The sequence below is a fragment of the Brevibacterium sp. SMBL_HHYL_HB1 genome (assembly GCF_018208375.1).
In the GTDB taxonomy this organism is placed as follows: Bacteria; Actinomycetota; Actinomycetes; order Actinomycetales; family Brevibacteriaceae; genus Brevibacterium; species Brevibacterium intestinavium.
Genome location: NZ_CP062936.1, coordinates 1894583 through 1916701, shown reverse-complemented (window position 1 = coordinate 1916701; position 22119 = coordinate 1894583). Strand labels below are relative to the sequence as shown.

The following is a 22119-nucleotide window of genomic DNA, read 5'->3' as shown; positions in this document are numbered from 1 at the left end:
TGCTGCTGTGTGGGTCAGCCCAGGGCCCCGGCGATGAAGGCGGCCTGAGCGATGTGCTGGACGGCGTCGTCGATGACCGAGACCAAGCGCACACCACGCGTGACCGGCGGCGTCCAGTTCTCGTCGATGACCTCGGCTAGATCGGCGTCGGTGAGAGTGTCCGCGTACTCGGCACACGCGTTGAGGGCGGCCTTGAGGTAGTCGATGAGGAGCCGCTGATCATCGACGCGGATCTGCGCAGCCTGCTCGGGAGTGTGACCGAGGCCGAAGGTCTCGCCGATCTCACCGAGGTCGAACCGCTCGCGGAAATCCTCCCACTGCTGCGGGAACCCGGTGAGGTCGGACAGCTGAGCATCGATCTCACGGCCACTGTGCCACAGCAGCCAGGCGATCGAATTCGGATGCCCGCCGAGGTGGGTGTTGAGCTGGTCGGGGGAGAGGGCCGGCAGTGCCTCGGCTGCCTGGGCGGGGCGCTGGATGAGGTCGGTGAGAATTGCGTTGGCAGTCATGGTGCCCATTGTGCTCTCCGGCATCGATCCTGTCACGGGGCCGCAGCCACAGTGGCTGGTCAGGCGGGGCTCCGCCTGTGCCGGGCATGCGGAGTCTCGGTCGGCGGCGGTCATTCTGGACGGGGCCGGCGCCGATTGCGTTTGATCTGCGAACGCCGCTGCTCGGCGCGGACCCGACGGCGACGGGAGCTGCGTGAGGGTTTCGTCGCTTTTCTCCGCACCGGCGGGGCCAGGGCCTCCCGCAGCAGCTGGGCCAGACGCATTCGCGCCTCCTGCCGGTTCTTCAGCTGGGAACGCTGTGTCTCCGACGCCACCGTCAGCACGGTGCCGGACAGCCTCGGCGCCAGTCGGATGAGCACTCGCTCGCGCTGAACGGCAGTGAGAAAAGACGCGCTCGCCAGATCCAAACTCAGCTGCACTCGCGAATCCGAGGTGTTGACATGCTGACCGCCCGGTCCCGAGGACCGGGAGAACTGCTCGGTGAGTTCGCCGGCGGGAATGACCAGTCCGGCGGGGATGCCGGGTCCGGCAGGAACGCGCACATCCATCTCAGTTCGGCTCCGGATCGCCATTGCGGTCGCCGGTCTCGGGATCCTCGTCGCAGGCGGCATCCTCTTCGCGCAGCCTCGGCGTGATCTGCATCTGAGGTCGGATGCCGCGCTTATCGGCATAGAACTCGCGGATCCTGTCCATGTCCTCGGTGAGGTCTCCGGTCATCTCCAGGGTCGGGCCCAGGCCCGTCGTCCGTGTGAGGGAATCCACGTATCCCAAGGTCACCGGCATGCCCGTCTGCACGGCGATGCGGTGGAATCCGGACTTCCAGTGCGTGTGCCCGCTGCGCGTCCCGTCGGGGGTCACGACCAGGCCGAAGACCTCCCCGGCCCGAACGCGGGCGACCACCTCGGTGACGATCCTGCCGGGATCGGACCGGTCGACGGGAATGCCGCCGAGTCCGCGCATGATCGGCCCCCGCCACCCGGCGAAGAGGGAATGCTTGCCCAGCCAATGCACCTCGACGCCCAGACTCCATGCGATGGCGAGCATGAGCACGAAGTCCCAATTGGAGGTGTGCGGCGCGCCGACGAGGACGGTCGGTCGCTTCGGGGCCGGCTCGGTGACGAGCTTCCACCGACTGACTGTCCAGAAGGCGCGGGCGATGAGGAGTCGGATCATGGTCTCAACGGTAGAGCACCCGTGTGAGCGAACCCATCGGCGTCCATGTGCGCGAGCAGAGAATCGGACGTCTGCCGGGAGGGAATAATCACCGGCCGCTCATCGCTGTCTCCCATACCATCCTTCACCGACAGCAGAGGAAGATATGTCTGATTCAGCTCGTGCAGTGATCCTCGGCGGGCACGGAAAGATCGCCCTCCTGGCCGCCCCCAAACTCAAGGACGCGGGGTATGTCGTCGACTCCGTCATCCGCAACCCGCAGCAGTCCTCCGATGTCGAAGCCGCTGGGGCCAATCCCGTCGTGCTCGACATCGAGACCGCTGACACACACGCGCTCGCGGATGTCTTCTCCGGCGCCGAGGCGGTCATCTTCTCCGCCGGAGCCGGAGGCGGGAACCCCGCCCGCACGAAGGCCGTCGACCTCGACGCCGCCAAACGCTCGGTCGATGCCGCAGCTCAGGCGGGAGTCACGCGCTTCGTCATGGTCTCCTACTCCAGCGCGAGTGTCGACTCCGACCGTGTCGATCCTGACAGCTCCTTCTACCCCTACGTCCAGGCCAAGCACGGAGCCGATGAACACCTGCGGGCCAGCTCGCTGGACTACACGATCCTCGGCCCCGGCGGACTGACCCTCGAACCCTCGACGGGGAAGGTCCTCATCGCCGACGCCGCCGGCGACGTCGACGGACAGAAGCCGGCCGACGATGTGCGGGTGACCTCCCGCGAACTCGTCGCCGATGTCATCACCCATGTCATCTCCAACTCGGCGGCGGTGAGAGAGACCGTGAACTTCTACGACGGTCAGACACCCATCGCCGAAGCGATCCGCTGACCCGAATCGCCACGCGGGCCCGAACGCCCGCAGGTCTGAGCGCCCGCGGACCCGATGGCCCGTCGCTCCGGAAGGAACGACGAGCCATCGGGTCTGACGCATCGGCGACGACCGGTCGGCAATGGCTCAGCCTCGCCGGTTCCACAGCTGGTGGGTCAGACCGCTCGCCGTGGTCACGGACTCGACGGCGAAATCCTTCTCCACTCCATCGAGACCCTCCCAAAGCGCGACACCTCGGCCGAGGACGACCGGCACGACGACGATGTGCAGGAAGTCGACCAGACCAGCGGCGAGGAATTGCCTGACCGTCGAGGGGCCGCCGCCGATGCGGACGTTGAGGCCGTCGGCCGCGGCGGTCGCCTCAGCCAGAGCTTCGGCGGGGGAGGCGCCGATGAAATGAAAGCTCGTGCCGTTGTCGAATTCCATCGGTTCACGCGGATGGTGTGTGAGGACGAAACAGGGGGTCCTGAACGGCGGCTGCTCACCCCACCAGCCGCGCCACCCGTCATCGGGCCATGGCCCCGACTGGGGCCCGAATTTCTTCCGCCCCATGATCTCGGCACCGCTGCCCTGACCCCACATGGCGAACAGCGCACGGTCGGCCGTGATGGGGCCGTCGACGGTGTGAACGCCCTCGATTCCCTGGCCGTCGAAGTAGGAGAACAGCGCCTGTGCCTCGCCGATCGGCTGATCGAGCGTGACGAACTCGCCAGCGGCGAAGCCGTCGAGTGAGACGAAGAGACTGTTGACACATGCTTTGGCCATGAGCACTCCAGTGTGGTGGTTCGGCGGTGTCTGGGAACGGTGCGTGATCGCACAATCGGTCCAGTGTACGATCGAGTAGTTGTCAAGTGCAATCACTGGAGGTGGACACATGACGAATCGACCGCGTTCGGGGTGTGCGATCAATGTCGCCGTCGAGGTGCTCGGGGACAATTGGTCGCTCATCGTTCTGCGCGACATCATCTTCGGAGGCAGGCGGCACTTCCGCGAGCTGCTCACCCTCAACGACGAAGGCATCGCCTCGAACATCCTCGCCAGCAGGTTGAAGAAGCTCGTCGACGAAGGGCTGCTGACGAAGGCAGAAGCGGTTCGCGGGCAGAGAGCGGAGTATTCCCTCACCGAGGCGGGGGTCGAGACCCTGCCGGTCATGGTCGCGCTCGGAACCTGGGGGATGACCCACCGGACGACCTCGCGGGAGCTGACGATCCGCTCCCGCCTCATGGCCGAGGATCCTCGGCTCGTCGCCGATCTCATGGACGAGCTGAGAGAGATCCACCTCGGCATTCCCCGCCCCGACCCGCAGGCAACACGAGCCTCACAGAGACTGCAGGCGGCCTTCGAGTCCGAGATCGCGAACGGCTGAACCCGCCGCAGCCCACAGGACGTCTGGCGCCGACCGGCCGAGTCCGCCGCCGACGGCTGCCGCTCGCTCAGAGCGATGGCCCCCTTGTCCGTTCGCGACCGGTGTGGTTCCCTGGAAAAGGTGATTGCATAATACAATCACTCAACGGCGACAATGATCACGAGGGAGCGATCATGTTCAACGGACTCACGGCCACCATCAGCGTCGGCGGGGAGAGGACTGCCGCCAACTGGTATGCACGGCTCCTCGACCGGGTCCCCGACTCCCGACCCCGACGGAAACCCGGTGGCGTTCTTCGGTGAATGAGTCCCCCCCGGACCCGCTCGGCCCGACGACTGCGACGATCAGCCTCGGCGCCGATTTCGACCATCCGACCTCGACGGTATGGACTGCCTTCGCCGACATCGACCAGCGAGTGCGATGGGGCGTTCCCGAGGGAGAGGAGATGATCTGCGATGTGGACGAATTCCGGCCGGGAGGATCGATTCGTGCGCGCTGCGGAACACCGGGAGCTCTCGAATACGACTCCGCGGGACAGTACTGCGCCGTCGAACCCGAACGCTGGCTCGTGACCACCGAGACGCTGACCCGCGAGGGGCAGGTCCTGTCCACCGCGATCATCACCTGGACCTTCGAGGCCACCTCGAGCGGCACCCGGGTCGACCTCGTCGACCAGGTCGTCTCCTTCGTCGGTCAGGGAATGATCGACGGCCACCGCAACGGCCACGAGATCTGCCTGCGCCAACTCGGAGAACACCTCACCGCGTGAGGTCCTCGGACCAGGGCAGATCGGCGCCCTCGCGTCCGACCGTGATCGCGGCCAGTCCGGCCGCGCGTTCGCCCAGTCGTGTGAGCTCGGCTTCCCGGAGGCTGTCCAGTGAGGTGCGTGAGGTGTGCAGTTCGTGGATGAGCGAGACCATGAACGTGTCCCCGGCCCCGATCGTGTCCCGCACCTCGACCTGCACCGCCCCCACCTCCGCCCGCGCCGAGGCGGTCGCCACGATCGCACCATTTCCACCACGAGTCATCGCGACCAGGTCCGCACCGAGATCGAGGACCCGATCGATCTGGGCATGTGCATCGAGATCGGGGTAGAGCCAATCGGCATCGGCGTCGCTGAGCTTGACGAGATCGACGCGAGAGGCGAGCTCTTCGAACCGAGGCAGGACCGCATCGTGGGATCCGATGATCGAGGGTCTGATGTTCGGATCGAAGGTGAGCAGCGCAGCCTCCGGCCACGCGTCCGTCGGTGAGGCGATGCGGTCGATGAGGCGGTCGACGACCGTCGCGCCGGGCTGAAGGAACGCGGCGATCGAACCGAAGTGCAGAATCGAGCGGGGGCCGTCTTCGACCAGGGACTCGTCGGGGGCCCACCGCAGACGGAAGTCGTAGTCCGCCGAACCGTCCGCGGCCAGCCGCGCCAGTGCGGTCGAGGTGCGACCGGTGGGCCGGGCGAGGACCTCGACGCGTGACTCGCGCAGATGCGCGAGCAGGAATCCGCCGTGGAAGTCGTCACCGATATCGGTGAGGAACGCGACGTCATCGCCGAGGCGGCCGAGCCCCAGCGCGATATTCGCCGGGGCACCGCCGGGTGCGTAACGGTTCGAACTGCCGGGCGTGCTGACGATGTCGATGAGAGCCTCACCGACGACGAGAATGCTCATGACCCCGATTCTATGCGCGCGGATTCGACGGGGGATCCGAAGGCCTCACCAGCAGGAATAGGACGAGAATCGAGAAAGGTCGCAGAATGGTCCCGTTTCATGTCAGCACCGCCCGGAAGTGTGTGGTCATGGACGGGAACATCATTGATTCAGACATCGGAACGATCGTCGATGGAGCTTCGGCACGCATCCTCACCCCACGATCGGGCGAATGCCTGGTCTGTTACGTCTTCCGGCAGGTGCGCGAGTTCGGCTGCAGCTTCCTCAATGCCTTCGCTCTGACACAGAGGCCGTGGATGACCAGCATGTCCTTCGGCGAGCTGATCGGCACCAGGTTCCGGCGTCGGTGAGAGGAGACGTCCGGCACAATAGAACCATGTCCTCCACCGTGCCGCTCTTCCTCGACTGTGACCCCGGAATCGACGATGCGCTCGCGCTCGCCTACCTGTGCTGCCAAGACGACGTCGACGTCGTCGGCATCGCGGCCTCCGGCGGCAATGTCGCCACAGAGCAGGTCGTCGAGAACACTCGCGGATGGCTCGAACTGGCCGACCGCAGCGATATCCCGGTCCATGCCGGCCACCGCCTGCCACTGGCGTGGCAGGGACCGAACTCGACGACCGATCACGACGGTCCCGAATACGCCGACCTCACCCACGGCGGCACCGGCGCCGGATACGCCCGCCTGCCCGCCCCGCGGGCTCCCCTCAGCGCGGTGTCGGCGGCCCAGGCCTGGGTCGATGCGGCACACGCCCATCCGCGAGAACTGATCGGCGTCGTCATCGGCCCCTCGACGAACCTCGCCCTTGCGCTGACCATCGATCCACAGCTGCCGAAGCTGTTCGAACGGCTCTTCATCATGGGCGGAGCCTTCAACCACCGCGGCAACACTCGCCCGACGACCGAATGGAACGTCACCTTCGATCCCGAAGCCACCGCCCGTGTGCTCTCGGAGTTCGGCACGGCCCATGAGGCCGGGGACCTGGACCATCTGCCGGTGATCGCCCCGATCGAAGCCACCGAAGCCGTCGAGATGACCTCCGAGCGGCTGACCGGAATCCGCGAGGGAGCGGCCGAGACTCACCAGTCGTGGCAGGCGATGCTGACCCAGCTGTCCGAGGCACTGCGGTTCTACTTCGAATTCCACGAGTCCGACGGGCTCGGCTATCTCGCCCACATCCACGATCCGTTCGTGCTCGCATGCGCTCTCGAATGGGCACGGCAGGACCGCAGCGGCCCGGCGAGCTCCGGCAATCACGGTCAGCCGGGGGTAGCCTCGGCGGTGGCGAACGGGTCGTCGGGGGCCCTGCCCTGGGCGAAGACGCTCAGGGCACCCGTCGACGTCGAACTCACGGGTACACTCACACGAGGCGAAACCGTCGCCGACTGGTTGGGGCGGTGGGGCAGCCCCGTGAACGCGGAGATCCTCCGTTCGATCAACTCATCCGCCTTCCTCGACCATCTCAGCACCACCCTGATGAAAGGACCACCGGCATGACCACACACTCCAGACAGTCTGGGCAGGGGCCGACCACCACGGCGGTCGGTCCCGGACAAAACCGCAACCTCACACTCGCCCTGACGCTGCTGGGCACCCTCGTCGTCATCGGCACCTACATCGCCGTGCTGCTGACCCAACCGATGAACCTCGGTGTCGATCTCGGCCACACCACTCTGTGGGTCATGCTCGGCTACCTCCTCGGCGGCCTGCTGCTCGCCGCCGGAACCCTGCCCCTCATCCCACGCAGCGTCCTCGCGCTCATCCCCGTCGCCATCGCCCTGAACATCGTCATCGGGCAGATCATCGGCAACTACACACCCGTCCCGCTCTACCTCGACTCCATCGGCACCGTGATGATCGGTGTCCTCGCCGGACCCGCAGCCGGGGCCTTCACCGGAATCGTGTCGAACCTCATCTGGGGCGTGACACTGACCCCCAGCGTCATCGCCTTCAGCTCCGGAGCCGCCTTCATCGGCGCCGCCGCCGGCTGGGCCGCGCGCCTCGGCGTCTTCCGCACCCCCTGGACCGCTGTCGTCGTCGGCGCTGTCGTCGGCGTTCCTGCCGGTGCCATCGGCGCGCCCGTCGCCGCCTACGTCTTCGGCGGCGGACTGGGAGTCGGCACCGGGGGAGTCGTGGCGATCCTCCAGGCTGCGGGTCTGGAGATGTTCAACGCCACCTTCGCCCAGAGCATGCTCTCCGACATCGTCGACAAAGCACTGATCTTCACCCTCGCCTATGTGGTGGTGAGGTCACTGCCCAAACGCATCATCGGTCGCTATCCGTTCGCCGCGCACAGCCGCGGCCGGTCGGCACCGGCGACAGGCGCCTCACGCGCGGACACTCCGGTCGAATCGGCCCCAGCGGCGGAATGACGGCCGCCCGTTCCGCCACCGCTGCGAACACCGACGCTGACGCCGAAGCCCCGACCATGACGGGGACCGGCCGTCGTCTGCATCCGGCCACGGAGATCATTGTCCTCTTCAGCGGCCTGCTGTTGGTCTTCGGGATCCCCTCTCCCGTCGTGCCGGCCGGCGTCATCGTCGCCAGCTGCTGCGCGGCGGGCCTGTCGACCACGGTGAGTCTTCGGTCCTGGGCCGTGGGAGTGGCAGTGGTGTGCCTGCCGACACTTCTGGTTCTCGTGCTCGTGCAGGGGTTCTTCTACCCGGGCGCCGAGGTGCGTGTGCTCTGGGAGTACGGTCCCGCCAGACTCAGCGTCGAAGGTCTGAGCATCGCAGTCCAGATCTGGCTGCGCGTGACCTCCCTGGTCGGACTGTGTGCCGTCTTCGGCCTGGGAACCGACGCCGCCCGACTCTTCGACGGTCTGCGCAGACTGCGTCTGCCCGTGGGTGCGGCCTATGTGGGTGCCTCGGTCATCGGCCTCATCCCGCTGGTCGTCGCCCGCACCCGGCAGGTGATCGAAGCCAGGAAGGCTCGCGGGTGGGCGACCGAGAGATGGCGGGTGCGAGTGCGGCTGCTGCCGGGAATCGTGGTGGGACTGTTCACCGCCTTGCTGATCACGGTCGAACAGCGTCACGAAGTGCTCGAACAGAGCGGACTCGGTGCGACAGGAACCGTCGTTGAGCTTCAGGACCACCGGGACGGGGCCGGACAGGCGCTCATGCGTGTATGCGTCCCTGTCGTCGCGCTCGGGCTCCTCGGCGCTTCCGTGGCGGGAGTGCTGCCGTTGCCGAGCGCTTCGCAGCTGATCGGCGAGGCTTGAGATGCCGGCGACGATCGTGCACGCAGGATTCATCTACACCGGCACGGCCGCACCCGCGCTTGAGGACATCAGCCTCGAGATCGTCCCCGGCACCATGACTGCAGTGCTCGGCGCCGTGGGCTCGGGAACGTCGACGCTGTGCCGACTCCTCGGCGGTCTGCTCGAATCCAGAGGGACCCCCACCGGCCGCATCGAGACTGATGGGACGGTCGCTGTGCTCGGAGACGACCCCGAAGCACAACTGAGCGGCCTGACCAGCCACGTCGGAGACGAGACCCAATTGGCCTGCCGACTGCACGGTCTCGCACCCGCAACGGCCGAGGCCCGGGCGCGGCAGGCTCTGTCGGATCTGAGCATCGATGGCCTGTGGTCCCGTGACCTCGACACGCTCTCCGGCGGTCAACGGCAGTTGGTGGCCCTGTCGAGGATCATCGCGCTCGCTCCTGACCTGCTCATCCTCGACCAGCCCTCGCAATCGCTCGACCCACTCGTGCGCAGGGGCCTGGCGGTCACCCTGCGTGCCTACTGTGCACAGGAGAGGTCGGTTCTCATCACCGGTCACCAGGTCGATGAGCTGACTCTCGCCTGCGATGAAGTGCTCTTCCTCGACACGGGGACGCTGACGACGGGCCGCGAGACCGCAGAGGAATCCCGGGTGTCCCGGGTGTCGGACAGCGATTTCGCCACCGCATGCCGGGCCCACGACGTGTGGGACACCCGAACCGAGGAAGCCGCACCGCAGCCGACCGCTGTTCCCGCTCGCGCAGTGCCGGCATCGACGCGACCGACTTCGGCACCCACCCAGCCGGCTCCTGCACCGGCTTCGTCATCACCGATTCTGACCGTGCAGGATCTCAATGTGGCACGGCACGGCAACCGGATCCTCGACGGCATCGACCTCGAACTGCATCCCGGCGAGCTCGTGGCGATCACCGGAGCCAACGGTGCCGGAAAGACGACGCTGCTGCGCTCACTCATCGGCCTCCTCGACCGGACGGCGTCGTGTTCGGGCACGATCACGGCGGGCCGCCTCGGCGAGGGGCCGAATCTCGCAGAGATGCCCGCCCACGCCCGCAGCCGCAGTCTCGGGTGGGTCGGCCAGGACCCGGGGGTCCAGCTGTCGGCGACGACGGTGCGCGGTGAACTCATGCTCGCGGTCCCCCTGCCCCGTCACCGGCGGCGGGATCGGAAACGAGTCCGCGCGCAGCGCAGGACCATGGTGGAAGGCGTGCTGCGAGACACCGGCCTGTCCACCGTGTCCGAGGAGCATCCGTTCGACCTCGACGTGCCCCGGCGGAAGGATCTGGTCATCGCCTCGGCGCTGATCGCAGACCCCCGCGTGATGCTGCTCGATGAACCGACCATCGGCCGTGATCTGTTGGGCATGCACCGTCTCGACGCGGTCATCGCCGGATTCCTCCGCCGAGGTGGTGCCGTCCTGGCCACGACCCATGATCGGCGGTGGGCACGCGAGTCCTCCCACCGTCTCCTCCACTTGGCCGAGGGACGCCTGAGCCGTCCCTGACCGATCCCACCGTGGGAAGGGTTTTCCTCCGCGACAGTGCTTGCCCTCCCACGGCGTCCGGTTCTGTGATGGAATGGTCGGACGACTGGCGGAGAGGAAGAGCGATGATGCGCGGACCAGGGGTGCTCTTCGCCTCATGGGTGCTCCACGATATCGAGGAGGCTCTGACGTTCCCCTCCACGACCGAACATCTGGCCGAACTCACCGGAATCGACGCGCTGCGGATGAACACGAAGCAGAGTGCGGCCGCGATCGGCCTCGTCGGCGCGGTGCTCGCCTGCGCGGGAGTCCGCGGAGCGAAGACCCACGGGGCCTCGCCGCTGTACCGGTATGCGGTCGCCGGTCTCGAAGGCCACGTGTTCACTCACCTGGTGGCCTCAGTGCTGCTGCGACGGTACACGGCGGGCGTGATCACTGCGGTGCCGGTCATGTGGCCCGGCGCCGCCTTCGCCCGCCGAGAGCTGGCCGCGGTGGGCAGGCCCCTGGACAACGCCGAGTGGAGGCGCGGCGGCATGGTCATGGCGGCGGTGGCTCTGAGCGCCCACTGCGCCGTTCGAGTCGACTGGTCGGCTCGGATCAGAAGTCGTAGGTCGAATCGGACGTCGCGGCCCCGGGCCCGCCGATCCTCTGCAGGTGGAGGTGCCGGATGAGGCGGATGACCGGACGGATGAGCATCTCCACACTGCCGATGACGAACAGCCAGGTGCCCGAATAGGTCAAGGACTCGGAGAAGAACATGAAGCTGCCGATGAGGAACCACAGGCCGATGAGGACGTCATTGGCGATGCTGATGAACTGGTAGCGCTGACGGATGACGAGTTCCTCTCGCCCGATCCGCAGATGAATGTCACGGCTGTCTCCACCCATGCTTCTCTCCTCCCGGTTCGCTTGCCCCTGAAGCTTCCTGTCTCAGAAGCCTAGTTCGGCGAAGAGGAGTTCGCAGGTCAGCACCTGGCGGTTCGAGACACCTTCGACAGCCCAGATGAGACTTCGCTCAGAAACGCAGGCACCGAGGCGGTTCGCTGTTACCGTGAGGACTATGAAGACGAACAGCTTGGCAATCAGGACAGCGGCAGGTATCGCAGCGCTCGGTCTGGCCCTGGCCGGCTGTTCGAATGCGGACTCCGACGACGGATCCGGCGACGGGCAGTCGTCACCGGCGGCCTCGGCCGACAGCGATGCCGGGACCTCCGACGAGGCGAGCGAGCCGACCGCGGACGATGACACCGCCGGCGAGGACGCGAACTCGGACTCGTCGGCCCTGCCCGCCGATGCGGATCTGAGCAAGGACTCTCCCTCAGTGAGCCCCGAGGACGCGATCGATACGGCGCTGAAGGAGACCGGCGACGGCATCGTGCACGGCATCGAGCTCGATTGGGACGAGACCGACAGCGCCTGGCAGTACGAGGTGTCGATCCTCGACGGCACCACCGACCACGACATCGAGATCGACGCGGAGTCGGGCAAGATCGTCGACCACGACAAGGACAGCACCGATGATGAGGAGAGGGCCATCGACCTCACGTATCCGATGACCTTCGATGAAGCGCTCGAACTCGCACAGGAGAAGAGCTCGGGCCGGCTCGTCGGGTGGAAGCTCGAATACGACGACGGCCAGAGGGAGTTCCAGTTCGACTTCGAACACGACGGCGAGGAGACCGAGACCACGGTCGATGTCGAAACCGAACGCGTGACCGTCGACGATGACTGACACCGGTCGTCTCACGGTCATCGCCGGCCCGATGTTCTCCGGCAAGTCCGAAGAGCTCATGCGGCGGGTCCGCCGCGCCACGATCGCCGCCATCGACGTCCTCGTCGTGTCCCATTCCCTCGACACCCGGTCGGACATCTCGACGATCACCACTCATATCGGGATGAACATTCCCGCCATGCCCCTCGGTGACGTTCGCTCACTGACCGAAGCGGCCCGGGCGCAGGACTATGATCTGATCGCCATCGATGAGGCCCAGTTCTTCGGACCCGACCTCGTGCCGGCCGTCGAGGACCTCCTCGGCGACGGCATCGACGTCATCGTCGAAGGCCTGTGCGTGACCTTCGACGGTGCCCCCTTCGAACCGCTGCCCAGTTTCATGGCCGTCGCCGAGGAGGTGCTGCGGCTCACTGCGGTGTGCACCGTCTGCGGCCGCGATGCCGTCTTCCATCAGCGTCTGGACTCAGGTCGGCCCGGAACGGGCGGGGTACAGGCGGCGAATGCGACTGCTGAGTCCTCGGGGCCTGCCGCCACCGAGATCGACGCCAGCCACATCGGCGGCCTCGAGACCTATGTCGCTCGCTGCCGTGAGCACTTCACCGGGGCCGGCCGGTAGAGGTCAGTCGTCGATGCTCTCCCACACCTCACGCCAGATGCGGGCGAGATCGGGCACTTGGTAGTGGGCGTTGAGCCCGCTCGGCTGGGGCACCACGTGCAGGGCCACCTCGGGTGGCCAGCCCTCGATCAGTGAAGTGTCCTGCCGGCCGAACTGGGCCTTGGGCTGCCGGTAGCCGATCCGGAACGAGGTGATGCCGGCGATGGCCACCGCCCGCGGCCGGAGATCGGCCAAACGCTCGACCAGATGCGCCGCCCCATCACGCAGCTCCTGACGCGAGAGCTCATCGGCTCGGACGGTGGCTCGGCCGATGAGGTTGGTCAGCCCGATGCCCCGACGCAGCAGCTGCTGCTCATCGGCGGGGTCCAGACCGCAGGAGGCATCGACCTGATGGTCGGTCAGCCCCGCCTGATGCAGTGAAGGCCAGAACCGGTTCCCGGGTCGGGCGAACGGGGCATTGACCGCGGCCGTCCACAGGCCGGGATTGATCCCGACGATGAGCATCCTCAGCCCGGAGGAATCGGCGGGCAGAATATCGTCGATCGCGTTCGGATCATCCGTGGCGAATGCGGCGAGATCGTCTTTGGTCGGTCTGCGGCCACCCAGCGGGGAGGGCCGACGGCTGCTGGCACTGCTTTCCTCACTCACGTCTTTCACACTACCGTCGTATCATGAGCCACCAGCATGTGTCCCCGCGACCGGGAGAATCACCGCCGTTCCACTTCGAAGACCGATGGTCGGCCGCCGCCGACGCCGATGCCGTCTGGGCGATACTCGAACGAGTCGAGCAGTGGCCGCAGTGGTGGCCGGGGCTGTCGGAAGCCGAACCCGTCGATGACCGGGTGGCGCCGGGAAGCCGCGCCCGACTGCTCGTGCGCACACCCATCGGCACGGGGCTGCGCTTCATCATCGAAGCCGAACAGGTCCGGGCTCCGCACATGATCAGCTTCAGCGCCCACGGCGACCTGCGCGGTCAGGGCATCTGGACGCTGAGTCAACACCATGAGCGGGCCACGGAGATCGATTCGCTGTGGTGCGTGACGAGCACGCGCCTGCCGATCAGGATGCTGCGGCCCCTGTCGGGTCTCATGCACACGGCCGTGATGCGAGCCGGAGAACGCGGCCTCACGGCCCGACTGCTTCAGTCCTGAACGGACCAGGCGGTGATGCCTCCGGCCAGGGAGCGCAGGCGCACTCCGGGCGGGGCGGCGCGACTGAGCAGCCCGACCGCCTCGGCCGAGCGGACTCCGGACTGACAGTGAATGACGATGTCGTCGGCCGTGTGCTCAGACGCCCGGCGAAACAGTCCGACGACGGCGGGCCACCCGTGTTCGCGGATGCTGGCCAAGGGCAGGTGCAGGGATCCGGGGATCGACGACAGTTCCCGCTCCCAATCCTCACGGACGTCGATGAGCGCCGGGGCCGGATCGAGTCCGGCCAGTCCGACAGGGTCGATCTCCTCGACCCCGGCATCCGACCCGGTCGCCGCCCCGGGCGCTGAGGCGGCGCAGGCCGCGGCCACCTCGGTCAGATCGGTGACGGCGGGGCGATCGGGGTCGGGGGAGAACCGCAGCGTCGAGTATTCACCGTCCAGAGCGTCATAGCGCAGCAGGCGGCCGATGAACGGGGTGCCGATGCCGCAGATGAGCTTGATCGCCTCGGTGGCCATGGCCGAGCCGACGGTTCCGCACAGCACTCCGAGCACACCGCCTTCGGCGCAGTTGGGCACCGAATCGGGATCGGGGATATCGGGGAACAGGTCGCGCAGCATCGGTCCGTGGCCGGGGGCGAAGGTGCTGACCTGTCCGGCGAAACGGAAGATCGTGCCCCACACCAAGGGAGTGCCGGTGAGCTCGGCGGCATCATTGGACAGGTATCTGGTGGCGAAGTTGTCCGCCCCGTCGAGGACGACATCGTGGTCGGCGAAGAGCTCGAGCGCATTGTCCGGACTCAACCGGTCCTCGATCGTGGTCACGTTCAGGTCGGGGTCGAGCCGGTGCACAGCTGCGGCGGCCGAGTCGACCTTCTGCCGCCCGACATCGACGCGGCGATGGATGACCTGGCGCTGCAGGTTCGAGGTCTCGACCGCATCGTCGTCGATGATCGTGATCGACCCGATTCCGGCGGCCGCGAGATAATTGAGCACCGGCGCACCGAGGCCTCCGGCCCCGATGACCAGCACGGAGGCGGCCCGCAGCCGCTTCTGCCCCTCGACTCCGAACCCCGGCAGGCTCAAATGCCGGGAGTAGCGGTCCAGTTCGTCTCGGTCCAGTGCATCAACGGGGTCGACCAGCGGTCCGGGATTGACGACCGGAACCCTGGGGGCGGACACCTCGGTCATCGGGCCGCGACCATTCCGTCGAACGTCGACGACGCCAGCGCCAGGGGCCGTTTCGGGATCCGGCCGGCTCCGGCCGCCAGATGCCCGGATTCGACGGCCAGGGCCATCGCCCGGGCCATCGCCTGCGCATCATGGGCACGGGTGACCGCCGAGGCCAGCAGCACCGCGGTGCATCCGAGCTCCATCGCCAGGGCAGCATCGGAGGCGGTGCCGACACCGGCGTCGAGGATGATCGGCACCTGGGCGCGGGAGACGATGGTTTCGATGTTGTGCGGATTGAGGATGCCCAGCCCGCTGCCGATCGGGGCTCCGGCCGGCATCACCGCCGCCACCCCGGCGTCCTCGAGCCGTTTCGCCAGTGCCGGATCATCGTTGGTGTAGGCGAAGACCGTGAATCCGTCGAGCACGAGTTCCTCTGCGGCCCTGAACAGTTCGACCGGATCGGGCAGCAGAGTGTCCTCGTCGGCGATGACCTCGAGCTTCACCCAGTTCGTTTCGAGTGCTTCCCGAGCCAGCCGGGCGGTGAGCACGGCATCACGGGCCGTATAGCATCCGGCGGTGTTCGGCAGCACGCGGATGCCCAGGCGCTCCAGCATGGCGAACACGGAATCGCGTGATTCGGAGTCGAAGCGTCGCATCGCCACGGTCGTCAGTTCGGTGCCCGAGGTCCGCAGGGCCGTCTCGAGGATGCTCAGCGAGCTCGCCCCTCCGGTGCCCATGACCAGCCGGGAGTCCAGGTCCGCACCGTCGATCGTCCAGGTCATCTCAGCCTCCCTGCACGGCGGTGACGATGTCGACGGTGTGACCGTCGGCCAGGGCGAATTCGGACCAGTGGCTCCGGCGGATGACTTCGCCGTCGACGGCGACGGCGATGCCCAGACGGCCGCCGTCGGCCGGGGCGCCGTCCTCGCGCAGCTGACGTCCGGTGACCTCGGCGACGAGGTCGAGCGCCGAGGTGGCCCCGCCGAGCTCATGGGTCTTTCCGTTGAGGACGATGGTGGGTGCATGTGCGGTTTCGGTCATGGAGTGCTCCTCATCATGGTCGTGGTGGAATCAGGTGGTCGACAGAACAGGAAGGTCGGCGGGAGTCTCGAAGCGCTGAGGCGAGACGGAGTCGAGCGCGCCCGGGGGCAGCCAGTCGGGGCGGCGGCCGATCGCGATTTCGGCACCCACACGTCCGCCGAGCGGGGCCAGCAGGATGCCGTGCCGGAAATAGCCGGTGCTGACGACGCAGCCGTCATCGATCCGACCGACCAGGGGCAGATCATCGGGAGAGCCGGGGCGGGCCCGGGTGGTGATCTCGGTGATCTCACAGTCGAGGATGCCGGGAACGAGTCGCTGACCATCGCTGAGCAGCCGGTGAACCGCCCCGGCATCGGTGCCCGATCGACCGTCCTCACGGGAACTGGCCCCGAGCACGAGCTGACCATCGGGTCGGGCCACGACGTAGACGGAACGGCCGTTGACCAGACCCCTGACGGTGCCGCGCAGCAGGGGAGTGCGCTCGGCAGGAGCACGCAGACGCAGGACGTCTCCCCACACTTCACGCACCGGCAGCTGCGGTGCCCCGGCGATGGTGTTCGCAGCGCTTCCGGCGGCCAGGACGACCTGATCGGCGCTCATCCGCCGACCGTCCGCCAGCTCCACACCGACGGTGGCACCGCCCTCGCGCACCAGCCCACTCACGTGCTGACTGATCAGTTCGGAGGCGAAGACCGACAGCAGGGCCGAGGTCACCCTCCGGGGGTCGATGGACTGGTCCTCGGGGATGCGCACGGCACCGGCGACCGACGGTGACAGGGACGGTTCCAGCTCTCGGGCCCGGGTTCCGGTGATGAGTTCGGTGGAGAACCCGGCACCCGTCTGAGCATCCCGCAGCTCGCGCAGCGCCTGCAGATCGGCACGGTCACCGGCACACACCAAGGTCCCGGTGTCCGTGAGTCCGAGTTCGGCATCGGCGGCACCGGCCACCTCGGCGGCGAATTCCGGGTGCATCTCGGCCGCGGTCCGCAGCAGGGGGTACAGCGACGTCTGGCCCCAGACGACCTCGGCGGCGGGGGCGAGCATGCCCGCCGCCGCATGGGAGGCACCCCTGGCGGGGGCGGGATCGATGACGGTGACACCGGCAACGAGGCGGCGCAGGTACCAGGCCGTCGTCAGGCCGATGATTCCGGCCCCGACGACGATGACGTGCATGGATTCTCCCTCCGGCGGCATGATCCGCATCAGGTCTGGCGGTCGGCTCTTATGCCCTCTCAGCCTCGTTCGGAGGCTCCCGCGAACTTCCTCTACTCTATGACCATGACCACGGATATTCCACCGCACACCGATGTGTCCGAATCGCTGCGAGCTTCGCGGCAGGCCCGGCTGGCCCGGGCGAGCCTCTACCTGTGCACCGATGCCAGGAGCGCTCAGGGCGATCTTGCCGAGTTCCTCGACGCCGCCTACGCCGGCGGCGTCGACATCATCCAACTGCGCGACAAGACCCTCGAGGCCCGTGCCGAGATCGCGGCCCTCGAGGTGCTCAAGGATGCAGCCCAGCGGCACGGGAAGCTGTTCTCCGTCAACGACCGGGCCGATGTCGCCCTCCTGACCGGCGCCGACGTCTTCCACGTCGGCCAGGGGGACCTCACCAGCGCTCAGGCCCGGGCCGTGCTCGGAGACGATGTGATCCTCGGCCGCTCCACCCATTCGCGGGACCAGGCGCTCGCCGCCGAAGCCGACGGCGAGATCGACTACTTCTGCGTCGGCCCGGTGTGGCAGACTCCGACGAAACCCGGCCGGCGGGCCGTGGGCACCCAGCTGCTGACCGAAGTGGCCGCCGAGGCGGGCAAACCCTGGTTCGCCATCGGCGGGATCGCGGCCGGCCCCCGCCTCGACGAGATCCGGGAAGCGGGCGCGAAACGCGCCGTGGTAGTGCGTGCGATAACCTCGGCAGACGATCCCGCCGCGGCCGCACGGGACCTGAAGGAGGAACTGGGATGACAGGCAGCGCAGACAGCGAACCGACGATCCTCATCGCCGGTGCCGGGGCCACCGGCGGGGCCTTCGGCTCCTACCTCGTCGAGGCCGGCCGGAGGGTGACGTTCCTGCTGCGGCAGGCCCGGGCGGAGGCGGTCCGGACCGGCGGGCTGCGCTTCGTGGCCCCGGACGCGGACCGGACGAACTTCGTCGATGTGGTCACCGCGGACGAACTCGTGACGAGCCCGCGGACCTTCGACATCGTCATCATCGCCGTCAAGGCGGGCGGTCTCGACTCAGTGCTCGCCGACATCCGCCCCGCGGTCGGCCCCGATACGCGGATCATTCCCTTCCTCAACGGCATGGCCCAGATCGACCGGCTGCAGGCCGACTATCCCGGTCAGACTCTCGGCGGATTCGTCAAGATCGTCGGCACCGTCGAGGACGGCGCGGTGCACCAGCTGACCGACCTGGCCGTGATGACCATCGGCGGACTCGGCGATGACGAGGTTCCGGACGCCGTCGCCACGGCCCTCGATGTGCCCGGATTCCGCTTGCAGGTCATCGACGACGTCGTCGGCGGCCTGTGGGAGAAGTGGATCTTCATCGCCGCCGCCGGAGTGGTCACCTGCCTGTTCAGAGGCCCGGTGGGCGCGATCATGGACGCCGGGGGACGCGACCATGTGCTGCGGATCATCGCCGAGCTCGAGGCAGTGGCGACCGCGGCCGACCATCCGGTGTCCGAGCGGTCTCATGCGATGACCGTGTCGATGCTCACCGAGGCCGGCTCAGCATTCACCTCGTCGCTCTACCGGGACGTCACGGCCGGGCTGCCGAGCGAAACCGAGCACATCCTCGGCGATCTGGCGCTCAAGGCCGCCGTTCTGGGGGTGAGCACTCCGCTGCTCGACCTCACACTCGTGCAGCTGCGGACCGGGGAAGCCCAGCGGCGTCCCTGACCTCGGCACTGCCGGTGCGCAGCATCGCCAGATACGGTTCCGTCGGCTGGGTGTGCTCGATGTCGGCCGAACCGTGGGGTGCGGTGAATGTGACCATGGGCACGCCGTCGATGTCATCGAGGACGAGGAGCGTCTCATAGCCTCCCGGTCCCACCGAGTGCGAGGCGCCGACGGGCAGATCGAACACGAGGTCCTCCAGCGGACTGTCCGCCTCGGGCGGGCGGTTCATCTCCTGGGCCGCGACATCGGCGAACTGTTCGGCGGTGATGAGATAGGCCTTGGCCGGAGTGGGTCCGGCAGCGTGATGGTCGTAGAAGGCCATCCCGCCGCCCCACACCTTCGATGCTCCGGCGAAGTAGATCGTTCCGGGCAGTTCGACGCAGGCCTCGGCGCGAGGCGCCGCGGGGTTCCTGGCACCCGGATAACTGACATGAGCCCCTGGTGGTCGGCCGCCCTGAAGGTAGCAGGCGAGTCGATCGCGCGCCATGTTCGAACCGTAGCTGACATACCACACATGTGTTTGAGACATCCACTTCATCGTGTCACGTCGGCGGGGGTGTGTGTCGAATCCGCCTCGTCCAGCGTGTCCGCTGGTCCGGATGAGCGGGCGGCGATGATCCGACGCAGGATCTCGATGACGGCGCTCACGGCCAGGGCGACGCCGATTCCCGTGAGCACACCCAGCACCGGCTGGCCCTCGAAGAGCTTTCCGCCCAGGAGGCCGATCCCGGTGGAGTACACGGCCCAGGCGAGGCTGCCGATTCCATCGAAGAGGAGGAAGTCGCGGATCCGGAACCCCAGCATGCCCGAGCCGATGGTTGTGGCGGTGCGTCCGCCGGGAACGAAGCGTCCGACGATGAGCATGGACCCGCCTCGACGCGCGCACATCTCCTGGGCCGAGGCGAACAGACGCTGCCACCGGGGAAGGGCACTCCAGCGGTGCAGCCGACGGCGGCCGCTGCGACCGACGAGATGGGCGGCGAGGTCGCCGACCAGCGCCCCCAGAGTCGCCGCTGCGATGAGCCCGAGTGGGTGGGGCACTCCGGCTGTGGCAAAGGTCGCGGCCGAAATGAGCAGGGTCTCCGAGGGCACGATGGGCAGAAGGGAGTCCAAGGCCGCAGCAAGGGCGATGAGGGCATAGACCCACGGAGAGGTGAGGGGCGAGGTGAGCGCCTCGAATGCGAAATCCATAATCATCCACGCTATGGGCCCACAGGCGCGAGCAGAACGCGGGAGGGCACATGATCGACTGCAGGTTCGTCCACCCCGGAATGCGGTCAACCGGAACCCGGTTCTGCGGTCGAACCCATGGGGCAGGAGACCGGCCGTTGCTACGATCGACCCATGCCCTGGCCGAACGCACTGATCTCGCGGATGCCTCGCGAGTCGCGGATGCTCGTCAGCCGCTGGGTCCGTTCCGTCCTCGGCGTGCTGTGGGGCGCAGCGCTGTGCATTCCGCTGCTCATCGCCGCCGCCCTTCCTCCGTCGTCACGGCCGGTCGGAAAGGTGCGTGGCTGGGAGGTCTCACGGCAGCTCTCCACCTTCGGCATCGCTGTGAACCCGCCGCCTGCCACACGCCGATTCCTCGCGCTCAACGGAGTCGTCGCCGCACTCGTCACGGTCCCGGTGCTGAATTTCCTCGCGGGGTTCGTCACTGTCTTCGTCGGAGCGGTGGTGCAGGGGCTGTCCCTCGGAGGCAGCATCACCATCGGCTTCGACTCGTGGAGGATCGCCCAGCCGACTCTCTTCGTCGGTCTCCTCTACGCTGCGGCGAACCTCATCGGTGCGATCGCCCTGAGCGAGGCCGCGAACTGGCTGCACGGTCGGATCGATGGGATGGACGTCGAGGTGAGCCGACCGAACGCACGGTACAGCCGGATCACGGAACTGGTGATGACCCGTCGCGGCGTGGTCGTGGCCATCGACGATGAGCGCCGCCGGATCGAACGGGATCTCCATGACGGCGTCCAGCAGAATGTCGTGTCCCTGTCGATGCTCATCGCCCGCGCTCGGAGGGCTCAGGATCCGGACAAAGCGGCACGGCTGCTCGACGATGCGCTCGCCCAATCCCAGGACCTCATCGAGGAAACGCGCGAGGTCGCTTGGCGCGTCTACCCCACAGCGCTCGACGATCACGGCCTGCCGCCGGTGCTCAATCGCATGGCCGATCGGTGCCCGATCCCGATCACAGTCGTGGCCGCACCGGAGCAGCGACTGCCCTCGGAGGTCGAATCCGCCGTCTACTTCGTGGTCAGGGAGGCCGTGACCAATGTCGTCAAACATGCGCAGGCGGCGGGCATTTCGATCTCGATCCGCGATGACGACGGGGTGGTCGTCACCGAGGTCGTCGACGACGGTGACGGAGGCGCCGACCAGAGCGGCAGCGGGCTGCAGGGTCTCGCCCGACGGGTGGGCGCGCTCGATGGAAGACTGGTGGTCGACAGCCCGGCTGGGACCGGCACGACCGTGAGAGCGGAGATCCCGCATGGCTGAGACTCAGCCGCTGAGGACCGAACAGGTCGGACAAGGAGAAGTGAGAATGGACGGGTCGCCAGGCACCGAGTCCCGGGGCGAGCCGCTGACGGTGGTGCTCGCCGATGACGCCGTGCTGCTGCGCGAAGGCGTGCGCAGTCTGCTCGAGGACGAGGGGATCTCCGTCGTCGCCTCGGTCGGGGACGGGCAGGAGCTGCTGCGCGCCGTCGCCCGCCTGCGACCGGATCTCGCGATCGTCGATGTGCGGATGCCGCCGACCCACACCACGGAGGGTCTCGAAGCCGCCCTGTCGATCAAACGGCGATTCCCCGACATCGGGGTGCTCGTGCTCAGCCAGTACGTGCTGCGGGAGTACGCGACGGAGCTGTTGGGCACCGAATCCGTCGGCGTCGGCTATCTGCTGAAGAACCGGGTGACCGATATCGACCGGTTCCTCGAATCGGTCAATCGGATAGCCGAGGGCGGAACGGTCATCGACCCCGATGTCGTCCGTCAGCTGCTCTACACCTCAGAGAAGCAGGATTCCCTGGCTGCCCTCACACCGCGGGAGAACGAAGTGCTCGAGGCGATGGCCGAGGGCCTGTCGAATCGCGGGATCTCCGAACGGCTGTTCGTGTCGGTCAGCTCCGTGGAGAAGGCCATCAGCGCGATCTTCGACAAGCTCGGCCTGCATGCGGGTGAGTCGACCAGCCGCCGGGTCGCGGCGGTGTTGGCCTACCTCAACCGGAGCTGACCGGCGCGGACGCTT

Annotated in this window: 29 protein-coding genes and 1 riboswitch; of the genes, 16 read left to right on the top strand and 13 right to left on the bottom strand. The window is 67.5% G+C overall.

Features of this window, described 5'->3' with window-relative positions; translation table 11 throughout:
- Positions 1–14 precede the first annotated feature (14 nt).
- From IG171_RS08925 to IG171_RS08915, 3 genes are all read right to left on the bottom strand, one after another.
- The gene (locus IG171_RS08925; RefSeq protein ID WP_212131308.1) at positions 15–509 is read right to left on the bottom strand and encodes a DinB family protein; all 495 of its coding nucleotides are present in this window, start codon (positions 507–509) and stop codon (positions 15–17) included.
- Between the two features lie 110 nt (positions 510–619).
- Positions 620–1057 (bottom strand): alternative ribosome rescue aminoacyl-tRNA hydrolase ArfB, encoded by a 438-nt coding sequence (arfB, locus tag IG171_RS08920; protein ID WP_212131307.1) that lies wholly within the window; start codon positions 1055–1057, stop codon positions 620–622.
- A gap of 1 nt (position 1058) precedes the next feature.
- The gene (locus tag IG171_RS08915; RefSeq protein ID WP_212131306.1) at positions 1059–1682 is read right to left on the bottom strand and encodes a 1-acyl-sn-glycerol-3-phosphate acyltransferase; all 624 of its coding nucleotides are present in this window, start codon (positions 1680–1682) and stop codon (positions 1059–1061) included.
- A 145-nt stretch (positions 1683–1827) separates the two neighbouring features.
- Between IG171_RS08915 and IG171_RS08910 the strand changes: the two genes are divergently transcribed.
- Positions 1828–2514 (top strand): SDR family oxidoreductase, encoded by a 687-nt coding sequence (locus IG171_RS08910; RefSeq protein WP_212131305.1) that lies wholly within the window; start codon positions 1828–1830, stop codon positions 2512–2514.
- A 126-nt stretch (positions 2515–2640) separates the two neighbouring features.
- On the opposite strand, the gene IG171_RS08905 is transcribed toward IG171_RS08910, so the two are convergent.
- Positions 2641–3279, bottom strand: coding sequence for a dihydrofolate reductase family protein (locus IG171_RS08905; protein ID WP_212131304.1), 639 nt, complete (start codon positions 3277–3279; stop codon positions 2641–2643).
- 109 nt (positions 3280–3388) lie between these two features.
- Here IG171_RS08905 and IG171_RS08900 point away from each other — a divergent pair, with 109 nt between their 5' ends.
- Positions 3389–3880 carry a helix-turn-helix domain-containing protein gene (locus IG171_RS08900; RefSeq protein WP_212131303.1) on the top strand — a complete coding sequence of 164 codons (492 nt, stop codon included), beginning with the start codon at positions 3389–3391 and terminating at the stop codon, positions 3878–3880.
- Between the two features lie 298 nt (positions 3881–4178).
- Positions 4179–4649 (top strand): SRPBCC domain-containing protein, encoded by a 471-nt coding sequence (locus IG171_RS08895; RefSeq protein ID WP_212131302.1) that lies wholly within the window; start codon positions 4179–4181, stop codon positions 4647–4649.
- Here IG171_RS08895 and IG171_RS08890 read toward each other — a convergent pair.
- Positions 4639–5544: a carbohydrate kinase gene (locus IG171_RS08890; protein WP_212131301.1), complete on the bottom strand. Its 906-nt coding sequence runs from the start codon at positions 5542–5544 to the stop codon at positions 4639–4641. The genes IG171_RS08895 and IG171_RS08890 overlap by 11 nt on opposite strands.
- 128 nt (positions 5545–5672) lie before the next feature.
- Here IG171_RS08890 and IG171_RS08885 point away from each other — a divergent pair, with 128 nt between their 5' ends.
- From IG171_RS08885 to IG171_RS08860, 6 genes are all read left to right on the top strand, one after another.
- Positions 5673–5894, top strand: a complete 222-nt coding sequence (locus tag IG171_RS08885; RefSeq protein WP_212131300.1) for a hypothetical protein — start codon at positions 5673–5675, stop codon at positions 5892–5894.
- A 26-nt stretch (positions 5895–5920) separates the two neighbouring features.
- On the top strand, positions 5921–7042 hold the full coding sequence (locus tag IG171_RS08880; protein ID WP_212131299.1) for a nucleoside hydrolase: 1122 nt from the start codon (positions 5921–5923) through the stop codon (positions 7040–7042).
- Complete coding sequence (locus IG171_RS08875; RefSeq protein ID WP_212131298.1) at positions 7039–7917, top strand: histidine kinase; 879 nt, start codon at positions 7039–7041, stop codon at positions 7915–7917. The genes IG171_RS08880 and IG171_RS08875 overlap by 4 nt, the downstream gene beginning before the upstream one ends.
- Positions 7914–8765 carry an energy-coupling factor transporter transmembrane component T gene (locus IG171_RS08870; protein ID WP_212131297.1) on the top strand — a complete coding sequence of 284 codons (852 nt, stop codon included), beginning with the start codon at positions 7914–7916 and terminating at the stop codon, positions 8763–8765. The genes IG171_RS08875 and IG171_RS08870 overlap by 4 nt, the downstream gene beginning before the upstream one ends.
- Before the next feature lies 1 nt (position 8766).
- Positions 8767–10290, top strand: coding sequence for an ATP-binding cassette domain-containing protein (locus IG171_RS08865; RefSeq protein ID WP_212131296.1), 1524 nt, complete (start codon positions 8767–8769; stop codon positions 10288–10290).
- 104 nt (positions 10291–10394) lie between these two features.
- A complete protein-coding gene (locus IG171_RS08860) occupies positions 10395–10940 on the top strand; it encodes an HXXEE domain-containing protein (protein WP_212131295.1) in 546 nt (181 codons plus the stop codon).
- Here IG171_RS08860 and IG171_RS08855 read toward each other — a convergent pair.
- Positions 10867–11157: a YrhK family protein gene (locus IG171_RS08855; protein WP_212131294.1), complete on the bottom strand. Its 291-nt coding sequence runs from the start codon at positions 11155–11157 to the stop codon at positions 10867–10869. The genes IG171_RS08860 and IG171_RS08855 overlap by 74 nt on opposite strands.
- 172 nt (positions 11158–11329) lie before the next feature.
- Here IG171_RS08855 and IG171_RS08850 point away from each other — a divergent pair, with 172 nt between their 5' ends.
- Entirely contained in the window at positions 11330–12001 is a 672-nt protein-coding gene (locus IG171_RS08850) for a PepSY domain-containing protein (protein ID WP_212131293.1), read from the top strand.
- Positions 11994–12617, top strand: a complete 624-nt coding sequence (locus IG171_RS08845) for a thymidine kinase (protein ID WP_212131292.1) — start codon at positions 11994–11996, stop codon at positions 12615–12617. Before IG171_RS08850 ends, IG171_RS08845 begins: the two co-directional genes overlap by 8 nt.
- Positions 12618–12620: 3 nt before the next feature.
- Here IG171_RS08845 and IG171_RS08840 read toward each other — a convergent pair whose 3' ends face one another.
- Positions 12621–13265: a mismatch-specific DNA-glycosylase gene (locus IG171_RS08840; protein ID WP_212131291.1), complete on the bottom strand. Its 645-nt coding sequence runs from the start codon at positions 13263–13265 to the stop codon at positions 12621–12623.
- 23 nt (positions 13266–13288) lie between these two features.
- Here IG171_RS08840 and IG171_RS08835 point away from each other — a divergent pair, with 23 nt between their 5' ends.
- The gene (locus tag IG171_RS08835) at positions 13289–13768 is read left to right on the top strand and encodes an SRPBCC family protein (protein ID WP_249204217.1); all 480 of its coding nucleotides are present in this window, start codon (positions 13289–13291) and stop codon (positions 13766–13768) included.
- On the opposite strand, the gene moeB is transcribed toward IG171_RS08835, so the two are convergent.
- The 4 genes from moeB to thiO form a co-directional block, all read right to left on the bottom strand.
- Positions 13759–14958 carry a molybdopterin-synthase adenylyltransferase MoeB gene (gene moeB, locus IG171_RS08830; protein ID WP_212131289.1) on the bottom strand — a complete coding sequence of 400 codons (1200 nt, stop codon included), beginning with the start codon at positions 14956–14958 and terminating at the stop codon, positions 13759–13761. The two genes, IG171_RS08835 and moeB, sit on opposite strands and share 10 nt — an antisense overlap.
- Positions 14955–15722 (bottom strand): thiazole synthase, encoded by a 768-nt coding sequence (locus IG171_RS08825; RefSeq protein ID WP_212131288.1) that lies wholly within the window; start codon positions 15720–15722, stop codon positions 14955–14957. Before IG171_RS08825 ends, moeB begins: the two co-directional genes overlap by 4 nt.
- 1 nt (position 15723) lies before the next feature.
- Entirely contained in the window at positions 15724–15981 is a 258-nt protein-coding gene (thiS, locus tag IG171_RS08820; protein ID WP_212131287.1) for a sulfur carrier protein ThiS, read from the bottom strand.
- A gap of 30 nt (positions 15982–16011) precedes the next feature.
- Positions 16012–17154: a glycine oxidase ThiO gene (gene thiO / locus IG171_RS08815; RefSeq protein WP_212131286.1), complete on the bottom strand. Its 1143-nt coding sequence runs from the start codon at positions 17152–17154 to the stop codon at positions 16012–16014.
- Positions 17144–17247, bottom strand: a riboswitch (TPP riboswitch). It overlaps the preceding gene by 11 nt.
- A gap of 12 nt (positions 17248–17259) precedes the next feature.
- Between thiO and thiE the strand changes: the two genes are divergently transcribed.
- Together thiE and IG171_RS08805 are read left to right on the top strand one after the other, a co-directional pair.
- The gene (gene thiE / locus IG171_RS08810) at positions 17260–17943 is read left to right on the top strand and encodes a thiamine phosphate synthase (RefSeq protein WP_212131285.1); all 684 of its coding nucleotides are present in this window, start codon (positions 17260–17262) and stop codon (positions 17941–17943) included.
- Positions 17940–18878 (top strand): 2-dehydropantoate 2-reductase, encoded by a 939-nt coding sequence (locus IG171_RS08805; protein WP_212131284.1) that lies wholly within the window; start codon positions 17940–17942, stop codon positions 18876–18878. The genes thiE and IG171_RS08805 overlap by 4 nt, the downstream gene beginning before the upstream one ends.
- On the opposite strand, the gene IG171_RS08800 is transcribed toward IG171_RS08805, so the two are convergent.
- Positions 18832–19407, bottom strand: a complete 576-nt coding sequence (locus IG171_RS08800; protein ID WP_212131283.1) for a histone deacetylase — start codon at positions 19405–19407, stop codon at positions 18832–18834. The two genes, IG171_RS08805 and IG171_RS08800, sit on opposite strands and share 47 nt — an antisense overlap.
- A gap of 5 nt (positions 19408–19412) precedes the next feature.
- Positions 19413–20069, bottom strand: coding sequence for a DedA family protein (locus tag IG171_RS08795; RefSeq protein WP_212131282.1), 657 nt, complete (start codon positions 20067–20069; stop codon positions 19413–19415).
- Positions 20070–20222: 153 nt separating this feature from the next.
- On the opposite strand from IG171_RS08795, the gene IG171_RS08790 reads away from it, so the two are divergent.
- Positions 20223–21371 (top strand): sensor histidine kinase, encoded by a 1149-nt coding sequence (locus IG171_RS08790; protein WP_212131281.1) that lies wholly within the window; start codon positions 20223–20225, stop codon positions 21369–21371.
- An 85-nt stretch (positions 21372–21456) separates the two neighbouring features.
- Positions 21457–22104, top strand: coding sequence for a response regulator transcription factor (locus IG171_RS08785; RefSeq protein WP_349252155.1), 648 nt, complete (start codon positions 21457–21459; stop codon positions 22102–22104).
- Positions 22105–22119 lie beyond the last annotated feature (15 nt).